Annotated in this window: 14 protein-coding genes; 6 read left to right on the top strand and 8 right to left on the bottom strand. The window is 70.3% G+C overall.

Annotated features, from left to right (window positions below; all coding sequences use genetic code 11):
- Positions 1 to 243: 243 nt before the first annotated feature.
- Both OG410_RS18565 and OG410_RS18560 read left to right on the top strand, forming a co-directional pair.
- Complete coding sequence (locus tag OG410_RS18565; protein ID WP_329300208.1) at positions 244 to 888, top strand: TetR/AcrR family transcriptional regulator; 645 nt, start codon at positions 244 to 246, stop codon at positions 886 to 888.
- Between the two features lie 295 nt (positions 889 to 1,183).
- Complete coding sequence (locus tag OG410_RS18560; RefSeq protein ID WP_329300207.1) at positions 1,184 to 2,734, top strand: MFS transporter; 1,551 nt, start codon at positions 1,184 to 1,186, stop codon at positions 2,732 to 2,734.
- A gap of 356 nt (positions 2,735 to 3,090) precedes the next feature.
- Here OG410_RS18560 and OG410_RS18555 read toward each other — a convergent pair whose 3' ends face one another.
- Positions 3,091 to 3,600, bottom strand: a complete 510-nt coding sequence (locus tag OG410_RS18555) for a MarR family winged helix-turn-helix transcriptional regulator (protein ID WP_329300206.1) — start codon at positions 3,598 to 3,600, stop codon at positions 3,091 to 3,093.
- A 139-nt stretch (positions 3,601 to 3,739) separates the two neighbouring features.
- Between OG410_RS18555 and OG410_RS18550 the strand changes: the two genes are divergently transcribed.
- On the top strand, positions 3,740 to 4,546 hold the full coding sequence (locus tag OG410_RS18550) for a dioxygenase family protein (protein ID WP_329300205.1): 807 nt from the start codon (positions 3,740 to 3,742) through the stop codon (positions 4,544 to 4,546).
- A 142-nt stretch (positions 4,547 to 4,688) separates the two neighbouring features.
- On the opposite strand, the gene OG410_RS18545 is transcribed toward OG410_RS18550, so the two are convergent.
- Complete coding sequence (locus OG410_RS18545) at positions 4,689 to 5,213, bottom strand: GNAT family N-acetyltransferase (protein WP_329300204.1); 525 nt, start codon at positions 5,211 to 5,213, stop codon at positions 4,689 to 4,691.
- A 169-nt stretch (positions 5,214 to 5,382) separates the two neighbouring features.
- Between OG410_RS18545 and OG410_RS18540 the strand changes: the two genes are divergently transcribed.
- The gene (locus OG410_RS18540) at positions 5,383 to 6,381 is read left to right on the top strand and encodes a sigma-70 family RNA polymerase sigma factor (RefSeq protein ID WP_329300202.1); all 999 of its coding nucleotides are present in this window, start codon (positions 5,383 to 5,385) and stop codon (positions 6,379 to 6,381) included.
- 623 nt (positions 6,382 to 7,004) lie between these two features.
- Here the strand turns inward: OG410_RS18540 and OG410_RS18535 are convergent.
- The gene (locus OG410_RS18535) at positions 7,005 to 7,988 is read right to left on the bottom strand and encodes a helix-turn-helix transcriptional regulator (RefSeq protein WP_329300201.1); all 984 of its coding nucleotides are present in this window, start codon (positions 7,986 to 7,988) and stop codon (positions 7,005 to 7,007) included.
- Between the two features lie 61 nt (positions 7,989 to 8,049).
- Between OG410_RS18535 and OG410_RS18530 the strand changes: the two genes are divergently transcribed.
- Positions 8,050 to 9,633 (top strand): MFS transporter, encoded by a 1,584-nt coding sequence (locus tag OG410_RS18530; RefSeq protein ID WP_329300200.1) that lies wholly within the window; start codon positions 8,050 to 8,052, stop codon positions 9,631 to 9,633.
- A gap of 90 nt (positions 9,634 to 9,723) precedes the next feature.
- Here the strand turns inward: OG410_RS18530 and OG410_RS18525 are convergent, their stop codons facing one another.
- The 3 genes from OG410_RS18525 to OG410_RS18515 all read right to left on the bottom strand — a co-directional run bounded on the left by OG410_RS18525 (position 9,724) and on the right by OG410_RS18515 (position 13,227).
- The gene (locus tag OG410_RS18525) at positions 9,724 to 10,473 is read right to left on the bottom strand and encodes a DUF6227 family protein (protein ID WP_326787217.1); all 750 of its coding nucleotides are present in this window, start codon (positions 10,471 to 10,473) and stop codon (positions 9,724 to 9,726) included.
- Between the two features lie 407 nt (positions 10,474 to 10,880).
- Positions 10,881 to 11,939: a P1 family peptidase gene (locus OG410_RS18520; protein WP_329300199.1), complete on the bottom strand. Its 1,059-nt coding sequence runs from the start codon at positions 11,937 to 11,939 to the stop codon at positions 10,881 to 10,883.
- 52 nt (positions 11,940 to 11,991) lie between these two features.
- Positions 11,992 to 13,227, bottom strand: coding sequence for a low temperature requirement protein A (locus OG410_RS18515; protein WP_329300198.1), 1,236 nt, complete (start codon positions 13,225 to 13,227; stop codon positions 11,992 to 11,994).
- A 106-nt stretch (positions 13,228 to 13,333) separates the two neighbouring features.
- Here OG410_RS18515 and OG410_RS18510 point away from each other — a divergent pair, with 106 nt between their 5' ends.
- Positions 13,334 to 13,516, top strand: coding sequence for a hypothetical protein (locus tag OG410_RS18510; RefSeq protein WP_328451487.1), 183 nt, complete (start codon positions 13,334 to 13,336; stop codon positions 13,514 to 13,516).
- A 97-nt stretch (positions 13,517 to 13,613) separates the two neighbouring features.
- Here the strand turns inward: OG410_RS18510 and mscL are convergent, their stop codons facing one another.
- Both mscL and OG410_RS18500 read right to left on the bottom strand, forming a co-directional pair.
- Positions 13,614 to 14,084, bottom strand: coding sequence for a large conductance mechanosensitive channel protein MscL (gene mscL, locus OG410_RS18505; RefSeq protein WP_329300197.1), 471 nt, complete (start codon positions 14,082 to 14,084; stop codon positions 13,614 to 13,616).
- A 114-nt stretch (positions 14,085 to 14,198) separates the two neighbouring features.
- Complete coding sequence (locus OG410_RS18500) at positions 14,199 to 14,741, bottom strand: hypothetical protein (RefSeq protein ID WP_329300196.1); 543 nt, start codon at positions 14,739 to 14,741, stop codon at positions 14,199 to 14,201.
- Positions 14,742 to 14,857 lie beyond the last annotated feature (116 nt).

The raw sequence follows: 14,857 nt of genomic DNA, 5'->3' as shown, positions 1-14,857 counted from the left end.
CGACTGCACCCTTTCGATCACCCTGAGTCGCCGACTCGCCGGGCGCGCGCTGGATGGGCCCGATCGGGTTCATCTGCGGGAGGTGGCGAAGGGAGGGAAAATGTGTGACGTAGGTCACATCATTCTCTTCCCGGTCCGGGAAATAACCGGGGATCGTTTCCCCGTTTAGTCATACGTCCGAGCGAAACGGGGACGGAATCCCCGGATCGCATACACGTTCCGAGAAGCTTCGAGGAGGACGCCGTGGAGACCGCGACCCCTGTGCAGCGCCGAGTGGCCCGGCCCCGTGCCGACGCCCTGCGCAACCGGGAGCGGATCGTCGCCGCCGCCCGCGAGATGTTCGTCGAGTTCGGCGCCGAGGTGCCGTTCGACGAGATCGCGCGACGGGCCGGTGTCGGCAACGCCACGGTGTACCGCAACTTCCCCGACCGCGACGCCCTCGCCCGCGAGGTCGTGTGCTCGGTCATGGACCGCACCTCGGAGTGGGTCGAGGAGGCGCTCGCCGCGGACGGCGACGCGTTCGAGGCACTGAGCGGCTTCGTGCACTTCGCCGCGGACGAGCGGATCGGTGCCCTGTGCCCGATGCTCTCCGAGAGGTTCGACCAGAACCATCCCGACCTGGTCGCCGCGCGCGACCGGATCACCGATCTGCTGCAGCAGCTGATGGCCCGCGCGCGTGAGGCCGGACAGCTGCGCCCCGACGTCGAGCTGGGCGATGTGATGATCGCCGTCAGTCAGCTCACCAGGCCGCTGCCGGGCACCGCGTGCCAGGGCATCGACCGCTTCGTGCACCGTCATCTGCAGCTGTTCCTGGACGGTATGCGGGCTCCGGCCCGCTCCGAACTGCCCGGAGTGGCCGCCAACCTGGAGGAACTGCGACGAGTGTGACCGGTGCCGGAGCGGCAGCCGAAGTGATCGGTCGATCGGCGACCGATGAGCCCGGCGCCCGGCGACAGTCAGAACTCGTAACCCGAACTCTTACTCGATAACGCACAACTCATCGCCTGTACAGCCCGTACACCTCGTACGGCCCGTACGCGTCACGCGCGAGGTGCACTCGTCATCTGGGACGAGCCGCGCCGAGCCGCGCCGAGCCGAGCCGAGGCGTTCCCGGCCGTCACCGTCGACGAGCCGTCCCCTTTCACTGCATTTTTCGCTACGAAGTCCCGGAGTGGGTACCCCCATGTCTGAAACAGGCACGTCCAAAGCGATTCCGGACCTGGAGTCCGACGCGCACAGCAACCGCTGGAAAGCGCTCGTCTTCATCGCGCTGGCCCAGCTGATGGTGGTGCTCGACGCCACGATCGTGAATATCGCCCTGCCTTCGGCCCAGCAGGACCTGGGTATTTCGGACGGCAACCGCCAGTGGGTCGTCACGGCCTATGCCCTCGCCTTCGGTGGTCTGCTCCTGTTCGGCGGCCGCATCGCCGACCTGTGGGGACGCAAGCGGGCGTTCGTCGTGGGCCTGGTCGGCTTCGCCCTGGCCTCCGCCCTCGGCGGCGCGGCACAGAGCGGCGCGATGATGTTCGGCGCCCGCGCCCTTCAGGGTGTGTTCGGCGCCCTGCTGGCGCCCGCGGCGCTCTCGCTGCTCGCCGTGATGTTCACCGACGCCAAGGAGCGCGCCAAGGCCTTCGGCATCTACGGTGCGATCGCCGGTGGCGGTGGCGCCGTCGGCTTCATCCTCGGCGGTGTCCTCACCGAGTACATGAACTGGCGCTGGACCTTCTTCGTCAACATCCCGTTCGCGATCGTCGCGGCCGCGGGCGCGTACTTCGTCATCCGCGAGCCGAAGGGCGGCCGCAACCGTTCGCCGCTCGACATCCCGGGTGTCGTCCTGTCCACCCTCGGTCTGGTCTCCCTCGTCTACGGCTTCACCCGCGCCGAGTCCGACGGCTGGGGCGACTCCATGACGGTCGGCCTGTTCGTGGCCTCCGCCCTGCTGCTGGCCGCGTTCGTCTTCACCGAGTCCAAGGTCAAGGCCCCGCTGCTGCCCCTGCGTGTCATCCTCGAGCGCAACCGCGGCGGCGTCTACCTCTCGCTCGGTCTCGCGATCATCGCGATGTTCGGCACCTTCCTCTTCCTCACCTACTACCTGCAGATCGTGAAGGGCTACTCGCCGATCTCGACCGGCTTCGCCTTCCTGCCGATGATCGTGGGCATGATCACGGGCTCCACGCAGATCGGCGCCCGTCTGATGACCCGGGTCGCGCCGCGGCTGCTGATGGGCCCCGGCTTCCTGGTCGCCGCGCTCGGCATGCTGCTCCTGGCGCAGCTGGAGATCGGTTCGTCGTACGTCACCCTGGTGATGCCGGCGATGCTGCTGCTCGGCCTCGGCATGGGTACGGCGTTCATGCCCGCCATGTCGCTGGCCACGCACGGCATCGAGCCGCGTGACGCCGGTGTCGCCTCGGCGATGGTGAACACCTCGCAGCAGGTCGGCGGTGCGATCGGCACGGCCCTGCTGAACACGATCGCCGCCTCCGCGACCACCGTCTACATCAAGGACCACATGGCGGGCGCCGGCACCAAGGCGCAGCAGCAGCTCGTCCAGGCCGAGGGCATGGTCCACGGCTACAGCAACGCGATCTGGTTCGCCGTCGGCATCCTCGTGGTCGCCGCCGGAATCGCCTTCACCCTGATCAACACCGGCCGTCCGGACGCCTCCGCGGTCGTCGGCTCGGGCACGGGCGAAGGCGCCGAGGACGAGCTGAAGGTGCCGGTCGTCGCGCACTGACCCCGCGACCGCCCCGTACTCCGGTACTTCCGTAGCCCACGGCCCGGTGCTTCCGTAGCCGGCGGTCCGCTACCTCCGCGGTCCGTACGACGGTGCTCCGCGTACGGACGGGGATGGGGACGCCTCGTCCGTACGACTCCGGAGACTGCCCCGGTTCCACGCCATACGGAACCGGGGCGGTCCCGTGTCCGGGCGGCGGACTTGTGTCCGGGAGTCCCGTGTCCAGGCGGACTCGTGTTCGGGAGGTCTGCTGTCCAGGCGGTCCGCTGCCCGGCCGGACTCGGCGGCAGCGGTGCATCGCCCCGGCCGGACTCGGCGGCAGGGCCCCGCCACCGCGGCCGCCTGACCGCCCGCTCCTAACGCAGCCAGGGCAGATCCGCCCCCGCGTCCTTCGGCTGGAGCCCCTCGGCGATGATCCGCATGGCCTCGCCGAAGGCCTTCCGCTGGTCCGGCCCGAGCCGGTCGAACAGTGCCTGGCGTACGGCGGCGACATGGCCCGGCGCGGTGCGCCGCAGCACCTCGTAGCCCTCGTCGGTCAGCACCGCGAACTGGCCCCGCTTGTCGGACGGGCAGTCCTCGCGGCGCACCCAGCCGTTCTTCTCCAGCCGCGCGACGGCGTGCGAGAGCCGCGAGCGGGTGATCTTCGCGTTCATGGCCAGCTCCGTCATCCGCAGCCGGCGCCGCGGTGCCTCCCCGAGCTGCACGAGCAGGCTGTAGTAGATGTGCGGCATGCCCGCATCACGCTGGAGCTGACGGTCGAGGTGGTCCTCCAGGAGGGTCGTGGCGTGCATGTACGCACGCCAGATGCGCTGTTCCTCGTCGGTGAGCCAGCGCGGCTCTTCAGCGGGAGCGGGTGCCGTGTTCATGTACCCCACTGTACGAGCCCCTCCTTGAAACTTAAACAAACTCGTCGTAGTCTCGACCCTGAAACTTGAGACTTTAAGCAAAGTGCTTCAAAGATCAAGCACTGCCGCCGTACGATGGAACCCTCTGGAGGGAGCAGCCATGTCCGCCGCCACCGAGGAGCGCCCCGCGCCGGAGCGCATGCCCGCCCTCTACCTCAGTCACGGTGCCCCGCCGCTCGCCGACGACCCGGTCTGGCCCGGCCAGCTCGCGGCCTGGTCCGCCGACCTGCCCCGCCCCAAGGCGATCCTCATGGTCTCCGCGCACTGGGAGGAGGCCCCGCTCGCACTCGGCGCGATCGAGACGGTCCCTCTCGTCTACGACTTCTGGGGCTTCCCCGAGCACTACTACCAGGTGACGTACGCGGCCCCCGGCGCTCCGGAGCTCGCCGAGTCCGTACGGAAGCTGCTGCGCGCGCCCGGCACGCCGGTGCAGGACATCCCGGACCGCGGACTCGACCACGGCGCGTACGTCCCCCTCAAGGAGATGTTCCCCGAGGCCGACATCCCGGTGCTCCAGATCTCCATGCCGACGCTCGACCCGGTCCGGCTGTTCGAGATCGGGCGGAAGCTGGCGCCGCTGCGTGACGAGGGGGTGCTGATCGTCGGTTCCGGCTTCTTCACCCACAACCTCGCGGCCCTGCGGCACACCGGCGGGGGAGTGCCCGCCTGGTCGAGCGAGTTCGACGACTGGGGGCACCGCGCGCTGGAGGCCGGTGACGTGGACGCGCTGCTCGACTTCGAGCGCAAGTCCCCGGCGGGCCGTCTCGCCCACCCGCGCACCGAGCATTTCGCCCCGCTCTTCGTGACCATGGGAGCGGCGGACGCCGTCGGAGGGCTCGGCGGGCAGCGGTCCGTGATCGACGGATTCTGGCTGGGGATGGCGAAGCGGTCGGTGCAGTTCGACTGAGCGGCCGACGGCCCGACCGTCCGGTGGTCCGACGGTCCGGTCGCCCGATCGTCCGAAGGCCACGCTCGTCCGACGGCCGGCCGTCCCTTACGCCCGACGGCCCGACAGCCCGACGGTCCCGGTCCGGGCGTTCGGGTGCGTCCTAGCGGGTGAGTTCCTTCTCGTACCAGGCGACGTCCCAGTAGCGGCCGAACTTGCGGCCGACCTCCCGATAGGTGCCGACGTGCCGGAACCCGAAGCGTTCGTGCAGGCGCACGGACGCTTCGTTGGGCAGAGCGATGCCGGCGTACGCCCGGTGCAGGTCCTCGGCGGCGAGCGCCGAGAAGAGCGCTTCGTAGAGGAGCGTGCCGACGCCCCGGCGTGCGGCGTCGGGGGCGACGTAGACCGTCACCTCCACGGAGGTCGCGTAGGCGGGCTTCGCGCGAAAAGCGCTGGATGTGGCGTAACCCAGAATCGCCTGTGAATCCGCGTCCGTGGCAACCATCAGGCGGTGCGGTCCGTCTTCAGGGTGGGAGAGCAGCCACGGGCGACGTTGCTCCGGCGTGAAGACGATGGTGTCGAACGTGATGGGCGTCTCACGCACGTAGTGGTTGTACAGCTCCGTGAGCGCGCCCAGATCGGCTGCGACCCCAGCCCTGACCTGCACATCTGTACGTTCTGACCGCATCAGACCTCCCGAGTGGTGCGACAGGGTACTGCATGCTCAGAAAAATCAAGGTGCGGGTTGGGAATTCTGTCCTGATTCCAGTCGTTGTTTCCATCGGATGCCGGGCACCCGGGAGGGTGAAACCGGATGTCCGGGACCACCCGCAAGCCCACCACGCAAGGGAGCACGCATGGCAACCCGTGCCGTCGCCCGTCGTAAGTCCGCCACTGGCGGGACATCCGACGCGGCACGCAGTGTTCGCGCCGGAGGCGGCGAAATCGCCGATCGCGACCTGGTCGGCATGTACCTCGACGAGATCGCGCGTACACCGCTGCTCGACGCCGCCAAGGAAGTCGAGTTGTCCCAGGTCATCGAGGCGGGTGTGTTCGCGCGGCAGATCCTCGACGGTGAGGCCGAGGCCAAGGCGGACGCGTCCCGCGAGGAGCTGGAGGCGCTGGTCGCCGACAGCGAGCGCGCCAAGGACGTCTTCATCCGCTCGAACCTCCGGCTGGTCGTGGCCGTGGCGCGCCGTTACCCGCGCAGCGGTCTGCCCCTGCTCGACCTGATCCAGGAGGGGAACGCAGGCCTGGTGCGCGCGGTCGAGAAGTTCGACTACCGCAAGGGCTTCAAGTTCTCTACGTACGCCACCTGGTGGATCCGTCAGGCCATCACCCGTTCGATCGCCGACCAGTCGCGCACGATCCGCCTCCCCGTCCATCTGGTCGAGGAGCTGGGCAGGATCCGTCGCGTGCAGCGTGAGTTCAACCGTGAGAACGGGCGCGAGCCCGAGCACGCGGAGATAGCCGCCGAGCTCGGTTCGACGCCGGAGCGCGTGGGCGACGTCCTGGACTGGGCCCGCGACCCGGTCTCGCTGAACATGCCGGTGGACGACGAGGGCGAGACCCAGTTCGGCGACCTGCTGGAGGACACCTCCGCCGTCTCGCCCGAGCAGTCGGTGCTCACGCTGCTGCGCAGTGAGGAGCTGGACGATCTGATCGGCCATCTCGACCAGCGCACCGCCTCCATCATCAAGATGCGGTACGGCATCGAGGACGGCCGGGAGCGGACGCTCACGGAGGTCGGCAAGGAGCACGGGCTCACGCGTGAGCGCATCCGTCAGATCGAGAAGCACGCCCTGCTCGAACTGAAGAAGCTGGCGCGCGACACCGGATTCGACGCCGCGGCGTAGCGGGGACGAGGCGCGCGGAACGCACGGGGCGGGCCGGGTGAGAACGCATGGGGCGGCCGAGTGGGAGGGGCGAGTGGGCCGTACGGGTTGAACCGCCGCGTGGGCGCCGGACCACTGTGTCCCAGTCCGCGCACGGGCACCCCCGCCTCGATGGCCACAAGTCGACCAGACATGGCCATGTAAGGCCGCTTCAACCTGCCGGGCCCTGGGAACAAGACTTCAGGGCCCACGCTTCGGGCCCCGTCCGAGCGGAAGAAGCGAACAGAACCACCGAGCGGAACCACCGAGCGGAAGTCCTCAGCGGATTCACCGAACGGAAGCACGCCGCTCCCAAGAGCCGAGTCCCGACGCACACCCCCCCCGCGCCGGGACTCTCCCAGAGCCGAGCTTCGGCGCCTCCCCCCCCGGCGCCGGAGCTCGGTTCCATTTTCGTTCCGGGGTACGGGAGTTGCCGGCTCCGACGGGGACGGGCGAGCGCGGAGGGTTTCCGGGCAGGACGCGGACGGGCCACCCCGAACCTGAACCCCGGGGTGACCCGGACGGCAGATTCTGCCACAGCGGCGTAACCAGCCGTCGCCGACGGTCCACCGGGTGTCACCGCCCCCGTGGCGGACGGCCGACCGTCAAGCGCCGTCAGTCTGCGGCACTCCCCCCGCCCGGCTCAGCCGCGCACCCAACTCCCTTACGTACTCCACAAGTTCTCGCGGTTCTCGCACCGTGAAATCACAGTCGACCATCGCGATCCGCACCGCCAGCCATTCCATCGAGCCGCTGGAGGAGTCCCGCAGCCGGCAGCTGTGCCCGTCGATCGGCTCGGGCACGCCGACCCAGGCGGGCACGCGCGCCGCGACGAAGTCGGCCGGGGCGGCGAAGGTGACGTCGAACGTGTAGGTCTCCTGACGCCGGTACATCGACTGCCGCAGGAATTCGGCGGCGTTCCCCGTCGGCAGCTCGCGGGGCGCAAACCGGGCCCCTGTCGCGAAGGGTTCGGTCACCCGGTCGACACGGAACGTCCGCCAGTCGCCGCGGTCGAGGTCGTACGCGACGAGATACCAGCGGCGGCCGGTGGAGACCAGCCGGTACGGCTCGGTCAGCCGCCGCGACGGCGTCCCGTCCCCCGAGCGGTACGCGAACCGCAGCCGCTCCTGCCCCGCAATGCTCGACGCCATCACGGTCAGTGTCTCGGGCGCGATGCTCGCCCCGTCTCCGCTGGTCAGGGGCGTGGTCGCGGCCTGGAGTGTGGACACGCGGTGACGCAGCCGGGACGGCAGCACCTGTTCCAGTTTGGCGAGCGCCCGTACGGAGGCCTCGTCCACACCCGCGACCGCGTGCCCGGCGCCGGCCCGCAGACCCACCGCGATGGCCACGGCCTCCTCGTCGTCGAGGACGAGCGGGGGCATCGCCGTGCCCGCCACCAGCCGGTAGCCGCCGTCCGCTCCCTTGGTCGCCTGCACCGGATAACCCAGCTCACGGAGCCGGTCGATATCGCGCCTGACCGTACGACGGGACACCCCGAGACGCTCGGACAGCTCGCCGCCGGGCCACTCCCGGGGCGTCTGGAGGAGGGAGAGGAGCTGGAGAAGCCGGGCCGGAGTATCGGTCGTCATGTTTCCAGGGTGCCGGAGAACTAGGACATGATCTGACCTAATCAGGCCGTACCTTTACGGCATGACCTCCACCGACACCTCTGAGACAGCTCTCAGCAGCCCGGCACCCGGCGACGCGGCCGACCGACGGCGCTGGTTCGCCCTCGCCATCGTGATGACCGCGGCCTTCATGGACCTCGTCGACGTCACGATCGTCAACATCGCGATTCCGTCGATCCAGCGGGACGAGGGGGCCACGTTCAGCCAGATCCAGTGGATCACCGCGGGCTATGCGCTGGCCTTCGCCGCGGGCCTCATCACCGGTGGGCGGCTCGGCGACATCTACGGCCGCAAGCGGCTCTTCCTTCTCGGCATAGCCGGATTCACGGTCGCCTCGGCGCTGTGCGGCTTCGCGGCGAACCCGGAGATGCTCGTCGCCTCACGCATCCTGCAGGGCGCCATGGCCGCGATGATGGTGCCGCAGGTGCTGTCGATCGTGCACGCGACCTTCCCGGCGCACGAGCGGGGCAAGGTCTTCGGCCTCTTCGGCGCGATCGTCGGCCTGGGCGCGGTCTCCGGTCCGCTCCTCGGCGCACTGCTCATCGAGTGGAACATCTTCGGCCTGGAGTGGCGGCCGATCTTCCTCATCAACCTGCCGGTCGGCATCCTCGCGCTGATCCTGGGCCGCCGCTTCATCAGCGAGTCCAAGGCCCCGCGGGCCCTCAAGCTCGACCTCGTCGGCGTCGCCCTCGTCACGCTCGGCCTGCTGATGCTGCTCTACCCGCTGACCCGGGGCCGTGAGCTGGGCTGGCCGCTGTGGGGATACGTGTCGATGGCCGGCTCCCTCGTCGTCTTCGCGGGGCTGGTGGCGTACGAGAAGCGGAAGACGGCGCGGGACGGTTCACCGCTGGTCGAGCTGTCGCTGTTCAAGGTGAAGAGCTTCGCGGCGGGCATCGCGGTGCAGACGGTCTTCGGTGTCGCGCTCGGCATCTTCTTCCTGGTCTGGACGCTGTACATGCAGTTCGGGCTGGGCTGGAGCGCGCTGCGGGCGGGGCTCACCGGGGTGCCGTTCTCGATCGCGGTCTCGGCGGCGGCGGGCATGTCGGTGCAGCTGCTGGTCCCGCGCTTCGGGCGCAAGGTGCTCCAGGCGGGCGCCTTGATCATGGCGCTCGGAGTCCTGCTCTACATCTGGGAGTCCGACCGCTACGGCATGGACATCGCCTCCTGGCAGATGGCCCTCCCGCTGGTGGTCATGGGCGCCGGCATGGGCTTCATCGTCGCCCCGCTGACGGACGCCGTGCTCTCGGAGGTCCCGCGCGAGCACTCGGGTTCGGCCTCGGGTCTGATCAACACCGTGCAGCAGATGGGCAACGCGCTCGGCCTCGGCCTGGTCTCGGTCGTCTTCTTCGGCGAGATCAGCGACCGGCTGACCCTCGCCCAGGTGGGCCCGGCCTTCGCGAACGCCTTCGAGCACGCGCTGGGCTGGGTCGCCGCGGTGCTCACCGTCATCTTCCTGCTGATGTTCGCCCTGCCGAAGCGGCCGGCCCAGCATGTGGAGGGCACGCAGGACGAGCCGGACGCCCAGGACCAGAACCAGGGCCAGGACAAGGCCCTGGGCAAGGACAAGGGCCAGGATCAGGACCGGAAGCCGGAATTCGTGGGCTGATCTCCACCCAGGTCCGCCATCAACCGCGTGACGCGGAGGTCCGAGCCGGAAGGGGCCCCAGCACCTCAGGTGCCGGGGCCCCTTCCGGCTTCAGCCCAGTCGTGCCGCCCGGCGCTCCATCGCGTCCCGGGCCGCGTCCTCCGTCGCGTACACCTCGCACATGTGCCGTCGGTCCGGGGTCGCCGTGTGCTCGACCTCCCACAAGGAGATCTCCTGCCCGTCCCGCAGCAGGAACGCGTGCTCGTAGAGCGAGAAGCACAGTCCCGCCTGCCCGGCGCGGCAAGGGCGCCCGAAAGCCTGCGTGATCTGGTGCGCGAACGCCTCCCGGAGCAGCAGCGACGTGAGGTCGGCGCCCGGCCGGTCCGGATTCTCCGCGCGCCGCAGGAGCCGACGCGCGTGATCGGCGGAGTCGTCGGGCACATAGGTGTGACGCGGCTCGGGGATCGACGACAGCTGCACGAACACCGGCAGCTCGAAGTCCGGCGCGTCCGGAGGGAGCGGGAGCCGGGCCGTGGCGGTGCGCAGCTCCTCCTCGTCGACGTAGACCTCGTGCTGGGCTTCGTGCCCGGTCGCCGTGTTGTGCACCAGCTCCCACAGCGTGACGGCGGAACCGTCGGCGAGCAGCCAGGTGTGCCGGTACGTCTCCCGGTGCAGTCCCGCGCTGTGGTGCGCGGAGTGCAGCGAGCTGTCGTGTGCCAGCGCGCAGTCCAGCCGCCGTATCGCCTCGTCGGGCAGCTCGAACGAGTTCAGGGCGCGGCCCAGAAGTCGTGCGAGATGCTCCTCCGGAGACTCGGGCGACTCGGGTGGTTCGTACGCTGCTGTCTCGTACGGAACGCTCAAGGTTTCTCCCGGCGTTGCTGCATGTCACCTTGTGGGTGCATACCGTAGCCCCTCGGTCGGACATCATGTCCGCGAACCGAGAAAACGTACGGACGGAAAACGGGCGGGCCGCGCGGTAAGTTCCCCCGTGGCTCGCCAGGACGTCAATAAGCCGTCGTCAGACGGCACTTCCAGCGGTCGACGCGCCCCGCGAAAGGTTCCGGCCGTAGCGCCCATTGTCCGGCAAGGTGCCCTTGCCGCACCAGTTCCCGGCCGCTACAAGACGACCCCGGCGAGCAAGTCCTGACCCGCTCCACCACGCGGACCAACTCGGGTCCGGCGCGGCGCGGCACGGTCCGGCGCGGCACGGTCCGGCGCGCGCCGGAGTGGGCCCCCACCCGCCGCCCGCTGCGCCGAGTCGTACGCCGTCACCCGGGAGACCCCGGACGGTCCCCCAACCCGCCGTCCCCGTAAAGCTCTTCGTACGACGGCCACGCCCCGCCCGGACCGTCCACCGGTTCCGCCGCCCGTACGGCGCGCACGATCGCGCGCGTCACCAGGTCCGCGCCCGCCGCGAGGATCTCGTTGAGTGCCAGGGGGTTCCCGGCGTCGAGCGGCCGGTCACCCGTGGCCAGCGCGAACACCGTGTCCCCGTCGTTCAGCAGATGCACCGGCCGTACGGCACGCGCGATTCCGTCGTGCGCCGTCCCCGCGAGCTTCTGTGCCTGCGCCCGCGTCAGTCCGGCGTCGGTGGCGACGACTGCGAGCGTGGTGTTCAACGGGGGCGGCGCGTTCCTCGCGGCGGCCTCCGCCAGCCGCAGCCGGGCCGCCTCACGCACCGCGGCGGACGGACCCGCCGTACGTCCTCGCGCCAACTCCCCGTACGGAACGCCCGTTTCCGGCTCCACCGCCGAGCCCGCCGCGTTGGCCACCACCAGCGCGGCCACCGTGACACCGGACTCCAGCACGGCGCTCGCCGTCCCGACCCCGCCCTTGAGCGCACCGACCACCGCCCCGGTACCGGCGCCCACGCCGCCCTCCCGCACCGGCGCGCACAGCGCGCTCGCGGCGGCGGCCTCGACCGCGGCGATCCCGGTGGAGGCGTCCGGCCGCGACCGGAAGTCGCCGCCGCGCCCGAGATCGAAGACGCAGGCGGCGGGCACGACGGGCACGACGTGCGTCGGGTCCGGCCCCACGCGCACCCCGCGTCCCCGTTCCTCCAGCCACGCCATCACGCCCGACGCCGCGTCCAGCCCGTACGCGCTGCCTCCGGTCAGCACGACCGCCTCGATCTTCTGCACGAGGTTGCGCGGATCGAGCGCGTCCGTCTCCTTGGTGCCGGGCCCGCCGCCGCGCACGTCCACGGCGGCGATCGCACCTCCCTCGGGAGCGAGCACCACCGTCGTCCCCGTGAGCCAACCGTCCCCGCTGCGCGTCGCGTGCCCCACCCGCAGACCTACGACATCTGTCAGAGCGTCAACTGTCATACCCCCAGTCTTCCCTGGCCGCGGACCCCGGCAGGTGTCCGCGCGCGCCGGGCTACGCGCTTCGTGCCGTGCCGGTCGCCGCCTCCCGCGGCACCACGCGCGTGTTCATCAGCATCCCGACCGCCACGGTCAGTGCGGAGACGATCCCTGCGGCGAGCACCGCCCAGTCGCCCAGGAAGGTGCACAGGATGACGAGCAGCGCGGTGGTCGGCAGGACGATCTGCTGGGCGATGCCGACCTTGAAGTGGCGGGAGTGCAGCACCCAGACGGCGAGGAAGTACAGGGCGGTCGGCAGCGTCACCGCGGCGGACGCAGAGAGTGCCGAGATGTGTGCCGTGCCGACTGTCTGTTCCACCGCGACCTCCAGACCCGCACCGATCGCCGCGGCCGACGCGAAGATCAGATAGTGGCCGTATCCCCAGAGGAAGGCCTCTCCGCTGGACCGCAGATGGCCGTGGATCGGCACCACGAAGTAGATCCACCACGCGGAGAACACGATCAGCAGGCCGCCCGCGGCGATGGGGAGCAGCTCGCCCAGCGCGTCGTGCTCGTCGACGGCCGACTTCACCGCGACGGTGGCGGCGGCGATCGTCTCGCCCAGCACGATGATCGTGAACAGGCCGTACCGCTCGGCGATGTGGTGCGGATGCCAGGGCGTGGTGAAGGCCTTCTCCGCGAACAGCGGGACGCACAGCTCGGCGACGGCCACCACCAGGAAGACCCATGGGACGCCGGCTTCCGGCGCGAACAGCAGGCCGAGCCAGCCGATCTGGCACAGCAGTACACCGCCCGCGTACCGCAGCGCCATGGTTCTCTCGGTCCCCTCGGTGGACCGGGCCACTCTCAGCCACTGCGCGATCATCGCGAACCGCATGATCACGTAGCCCAGCCAGACGACCAGGAAGTCATGGCTCTCGAACGCCTTGGACACCCCGGCCGCGAGCACCAGGACGCCCGCGATCTGCACCAGCGTGACGACCCGGTAGAGCACGTCGTCGTTGTCGTAGGCCGACGCGAACCAGCTGAAGTTCATCCACGCCCACCAGATGGCGAAGAAGATCATCGCGTAGTCGAGGATGCCCTGCCCCGCGTGCCCCTCCGCCACGGCGTGCACCAGTTCGGCGCCCGCCTGGGCGATGGCCACCACGAAACACAGGTCGAACAGGAGCTCCAGCGGCGACGCGACCCGGTGTGCCTCGTCACGGCCCCGGGCGGTCATTCTGCGCAGTGGCCGGTGGCTCGCGGGCCGTGGTGTCGAGGCGGATTCCGGAGCGGAACGGGAGGTCATAGGGCCAAGCACAGCAGAAAAGTGCCGGAAATTCTTGTGAATGCCTTCACAAGTGACCCTGGGTCGGCCCGGCCGGACCAGCACCCCTGCGGCGTACTCTTGGGGCATGAGTCCCGCCCCCGCCCCCGAACCGCGCGATCCGAAGCCGGCGCTGGTCTTCGACGATCCGTTGAACCAGCAGTCCTCGGACGATACGGACCGCGGGTGGGGCGAGCGGGCCGACAGCACCGGTGACAGTGCCGCCGACCTGAAGCGCTTCCTCGACGAGAAGCCGCCCCACCACCTCTGAGCCAGGTTCCGGGTGCCGATGCCCCGGGACGCGCCGCCCCCGGGCTCCCGGCGCCGGCGCCCGCCGAGTACCCGGGCGCGTGCCCCCGGCCTCGCCGTCAGTAGTCGCGGCGCCCCTGGCCGCGCTGGGCGACCAGCTCGTCGCGGATCTGCTTGAGCACCTCCAGCTCGGACACCTCGATGACCTCCTTCGCGCCTTCCTTCGCCTTCTGGCGGGCCGCCTGCCGGGCCAGGAACTTGGCCATCGGCAGCACCATCAGGAAGTAGACGACGCTGGCGGTGATCAGGAAGCTGAGCGAGGCGCCCAGCACCGAGCCCCACATGATGCGGATGCCCGTGGCGTCCGCTCCGGTGCCCGTGCAGGGGCCCTCCAGGCAGGAGTTGTAGCTGTCGAGGTTCTTCGTACCGACAGCGCCGACCAGCGGGTTGATGATGCCCTTCACCACGGCGTTGACGATGTTCGTGAAGGCCGCGCCGATGACCACGGCGACGGCCAGGTCGATCACGTTGCCCCGCATCAGGAAGGCCTTGAAGCCCTCCCAGACGCTGGGCTGCTTGTTGTCGCTCACTAGGAGGCCCCTCCGCGCAGGTTGTGGAACAAACAGCTCCGCAACCTACGGCAGGGCACGCCGGGCCCGTCCAACTGGGTAGCTCGAACGAGAGACTTGACACGGTTTCGCCGCTCATCGCAGCGTCACCGCCAGCCGTGATGTGGTGCCGGCGCCGGCCAGTCGCACGGCCGTCGCCCGCGGAACGGAGAGGACGAGCAGTCTTCCGCTGTCGGTGGTGCCGACGTCGGGAACCCCGGTGACCCGCGCCCCGGACGCGACCACCCGCACCTCGCCGCCGCTGCCCGCCGCGACCACGTCGACCCGGTCGCCGGGACGCACCAGGGTCACCGTGGCACCGTCGGCGATCCGGACCGGCGCCCTCACCGTCTCGGCCGCGCCCGGCCCGCGCATCGGTGCGGAAGCCGTGGTGGGGGTGGACGCGGAGGGCGTGGGCGCCGGATGACCGCGTGCCCCCTCGGCGTCGCCGGGGCCGGCCGCCACGAGCGCGGCCGCCGTCATGGCCAGGCCCGCGGCGGCCGCCCGCCTCCTGTGCCGTGCGAGGAGCCGCAGCCTGCCATGCCCGCCGCGCACACGGACGGGCGCGAACTGCGGCACCTCGCACGTCGGAGGCGTGTCCGCGCCCGGCGGGCGGATGTATGGGGAGAGCTGTGCCATGGTGACCACCACCTGCGACGAGGGACCGGCTTGCGATCCCACGATGAGGTCTCGCGGCGAAGCCCGCAGACGTCCGTGGACGACCCAGGGGTTGTGGACAACTCCCTCACCCGAAC

It is taken from the genome of Streptomyces sp. NBC_00659 (genome assembly GCF_036226925.1).
GTDB lineage: Bacteria > Actinomycetota > Actinomycetes > Streptomycetales > Streptomycetaceae > Streptomyces.
This window is presented reverse-complemented; position numbering and strand designations above follow the sequence as displayed.

Excerpts from the sequence above, each read along its gene's own strand:
- OG410_RS18560 (WP_329300207.1), top strand. The coding sequence starts at position 1,184 with ATGTCTGAAACAGGCACGTCCAAAGCGATTCCGGACCTGGAGTCCGAC.
- OG410_RS18555 (WP_329300206.1), bottom strand. The coding sequence starts at position 3,600 with ATGAACACGGCACCCGCTCCCGCTGAAGAGCCGCGCTGGCTCACCGAC.
- OG410_RS18550 (WP_329300205.1), top strand. The coding sequence starts at position 3,740 with ATGTCCGCCGCCACCGAGGAGCGCCCCGCGCCGGAGCGCATGCCCGCC.
- OG410_RS18545 (WP_329300204.1), bottom strand. The coding sequence starts at position 5,213 with ATGCGGTCAGAACGTACAGATGTGCAGGTCAGGGCTGGGGTCGCAGCC.
- OG410_RS18540 (WP_329300202.1), top strand. The coding sequence starts at position 5,383 with ATGGCAACCCGTGCCGTCGCCCGTCGTAAGTCCGCCACTGGCGGGACA.
- OG410_RS18535 (WP_329300201.1), bottom strand. The coding sequence starts at position 7,988 with ATGACGACCGATACTCCGGCCCGGCTTCTCCAGCTCCTCTCCCTCCTC.
- OG410_RS18530 (WP_329300200.1), top strand. The coding sequence starts at position 8,050 with ATGACCTCCACCGACACCTCTGAGACAGCTCTCAGCAGCCCGGCACCC.
- OG410_RS18520 (WP_329300199.1), bottom strand. The coding sequence starts at position 11,939 with ATGACAGTTGACGCTCTGACAGATGTCGTAGGTCTGCGGGTGGGGCAC.
- OG410_RS18515 (WP_329300198.1), bottom strand. The coding sequence starts at position 13,227 with ATGACCTCCCGTTCCGCTCCGGAATCCGCCTCGACACCACGGCCCGCG.
- OG410_RS18510 (WP_328451487.1), top strand. The coding sequence starts at position 13,334 with ATGAGTCCCGCCCCCGCCCCCGAACCGCGCGATCCGAAGCCGGCGCTG.
- OG410_RS18500 (WP_329300196.1), bottom strand. The coding sequence starts at position 14,741 with ATGGCACAGCTCTCCCCATACATCCGCCCGCCGGGCGCGGACACGCCT.